1 protein-coding gene is annotated in these 1998 nt (G+C 66.2%); it reads left to right on the top strand.

Annotated features, from left to right (window positions below):
- Positions 1-163: 163 nt before the first annotated feature.
- Positions 164-1885: an IS1634 family transposase gene (locus ACIBB8_RS37800; protein WP_398959928.1), complete on the top strand. Its 1722-nt coding sequence runs from the start codon at positions 164-166 to the stop codon at positions 1883-1885.
- Positions 1886-1998 lie beyond the last annotated feature (113 nt).

Raw genomic sequence — 1998 nt, 5'->3', positions numbered from 1 at the left:
CCTGCGTTCCGCGTAATTCGGGGGTTCTGGAGTCCGTCCCAGGCTGAAGGTGCAGGTCAGTGGGTTGGAGGCTGGTGACATGGACAGATTCGCCTAGAGACGCGATTCTGCGGATTCGCCTGCGCTGACCTGGAGTTGCTCCGTAGAGTCTGGAGTCGTGTATGTGAAGACGACGAAGCGGGAGAACAAGTCCGGCACGGTCCGGTACCTGCACCTGGCCCACAACGAGTGGGATCCGGTCAAGGGCCGGGCTGTCCCGAAGGTCCTGTTCACGTTCGGCCGTGAGGACGACCTCGACCGGGACGCGGTGAAACGCCTGGTCGCGTCTCTATCGAGGCTGCTGGAGCCGGGTGAGGCACTGGCGTCGACGGCGGCGGGTGACCTGGAGTTCGTCTCGTCGGTCCCGTTCGGCGGCACCTACGTCCTCGATCATCTCTGGCGGCGGCTGAGGATCGACAAGATCGTCGGGCAGGTCGGGCAGCCCAAACGGGGCCGGCGCCGGGACATGTCGGTGACCGAGCGGGTGCTGTTCTCCCTGGTTGCGAACCGGGCCCTGGCTCCGTCGTCGAAGCTGGCCGCCGCGGACTGGATCACGCACGACGTGCATGTCGAGGGCCTGCCGGCCACCGACGACGACGCCTGCTACCGGGCGATGGACTGGCTCCACGAGGTGACCGACGACCTGGAGAAGCGGGTGTTCGACGAGGTCGCGAACCTCCTCAATCTCGAGGTCGACTTGCTGTTCTTCGACACCACCAGCACCTACTTCGAGCTGGAGGAGGCCGACGAACCCGTCGCCCGCGACGACAAGGGCCGCCTCCTGACGGACGACCACCCACCCGCTGAAGAGGACGGCGAGCCCGCGGATCAGGCCGGGTTCCGCACCTTCGGCAAGTCCAAGGACTCCCGCGGTGACCTGCCGCAGATCGTGATCGGGATGGCTGTCACCCGGGACGGGATCCCGGTCCGCGTCTGGTCCTGGCCCGGCAACACCGGTGACCAGAAGCTGATCCGGCAGGTCAAGGACGACATGCGGGACTGGACCCTCAGCAAGATCGTGTGGGTCACCGACCGGGGATTCTCCAGCGAACGCAACCGCCGCTACCTCCGCCAGGGCGACCATGCCTACATCGTCGGCGAGAAACTCCGCTCAGGGAGCCCGGAGGTGAAGGCCGCCCTGTCCCGCCAGGGCCGCTACGGCGAGATCGCCGGGAACATGCGGGTCAAGGAGGTGCGGATCTCGGAGACCGAACGGTTCGTGATCTGCCACAACCCCGAAGCCGCCACCCGTGACCAGCACATACGCGAACAACTCGTCTCCCAGCTCACGACCCTGATCGAAGACACCGACCAGCTCAGCGACTTCAAGCGTGGCGAGCTCCGCGGCAAGATCGCCGACAAGCCCGGCCTCAACCGCTACCTCCGCACCACCCCGGCCGGCAAGCTCCGCATCGACACCGCGAAGATCAAGACCGAGGAGAACCTCGACGGCAAGTACCTGCTGCGATGCTCCGACCCGGACCTGTCCGCGGAGGACATCGCGCTCGGCTACAAGCAACTCCTCGAAGTCGAGCGGGGCTGGCGGGACATGAAGCAGATCATCGACCTGCGGCCCGTCTATCACCGGCTCGAGGAACGCATACGCGCACACGTCGTCCTCTGCTGGCTCGCCCTGCTGCTGATCCGCATCATCGAGACCACCGCCGACGCGACCTGGCCGACCGTCCGCCGCGAGCTCGATCGACTCCACCTCGGCACCTTCACCGGTCCTACCGGCCTGTTCCGGCAAGTCACCGCCCTCACCAAGCCCCAGACCGACCTCCTGGCCAAGCTCGCCACCCCCGCACCGAAGCAGATCATCGCCCTCGAACCCGCACCCCACTGACCAGCACGAACACCAGCGCCTAGAGAAACGTCTCTCAGGCGCCCTCACCCATGTCCGCGCAGGTCAGACCCCAGATTCGTGACTCTAGGACGCTGAATTACGCGGAACGCAGG

The sequence above is a fragment of the Streptomyces sp. NPDC051286 genome (genome assembly GCF_044455345.1).
Lineage (GTDB): Bacteria > Actinomycetota > Actinomycetes > Streptomycetales > Streptomycetaceae > Streptomyces.
Note: the sequence above shows the minus strand (reverse complement) of the source record. Positions and strands in the feature narration are given on the sequence as shown.